This is a genomic window from Dellaglioa sp. CoH-55-MRSF-9, from assembly GCF_056782155.1.
Genome location: NZ_JBXAYG010000128.1, coordinates 1 through 255, shown reverse-complemented (window position 1 = coordinate 255; position 255 = coordinate 1). Strand labels below are relative to the sequence as shown.

The window sequence follows — 255 nt, the reverse complement described above, 5'->3', positions numbered from 1 at the left end:
CTGCCTGGAGGTGCCATGTCCGACTGCCATTCCGTTTCCGTCCCCGCACCCGTCTCGGTGGCGACACCGAACCACCCGACCGCGCGCGAGCAGCGCCTGACGCTGGCGCTCGTCGCGGTCGGCATGTTCATGGCGGTGCTCGATTCGACGATCGTCAATGTGGCGCTGCCGGCGATGCGCACGAGCCTCGGCGCGACGGTCGCGGAACTCGCGTGGATCGTCGACGCGTACACGCTCAGCTTCGCCGCGCTGATC

Annotated in this window: 1 pseudogene; it reads left to right on the top strand. The window is 69.0% G+C overall.

The features are described 5' to 3' along the window. Positions 1–15 precede the first annotated feature (15 nt). Positions 16–255, top strand: a pseudogene (locus tag AC1RPV_RS08055) (hypothetical protein); the annotation flags it as partial.